Genomic DNA, 344 nt, shown 5'->3' on the forward strand with positions numbered 1-344 from the left:
AACGGCTGCTAAACCAAAAATAAGGACGGTCACATCAGCTACGGCCAAACCTAAAACAAAGCCGGCAGTTAAAGTTGGGGGCAAGCCCGTTGTGAAACCAAAAATGGCTAAGCCAAAAATTACAGGCGAGAAACAGAAGCCTATTGTGAAGAAGGCTAAGCCCGTAGTAAAACCAAAAGTAGCTCCAAAGCCTGCCGATAGTGAGGCGGCAACACCAAGTCAAAAGCCAAAGGCTGCGAGGCCGGTAATTAAACCAAAGGTTACGCCCACCAAAGCTGCTGAAGGTAGCGAAGAGAAAGTTGAGAAGAAGAAAGCAAGGCCGGTAGTAAAGCCAAAAATTGTTC

1 pseudogene is annotated in these 344 nt (G+C 47.1%); it reads left to right on the forward strand.

The features are described 5' to 3' along the window. Positions 1-103 precede the first annotated feature (103 nt). Positions 104-344, forward strand: a pseudogene (locus E1176_RS20005) (hypothetical protein); the annotation flags it as partial.

Source organism: Fulvivirga aurantia (assembly GCF_009711475.1).
GTDB lineage: Bacteria > Bacteroidota > Bacteroidia > Cytophagales > Cyclobacteriaceae > Fulvivirga > Fulvivirga aurantia.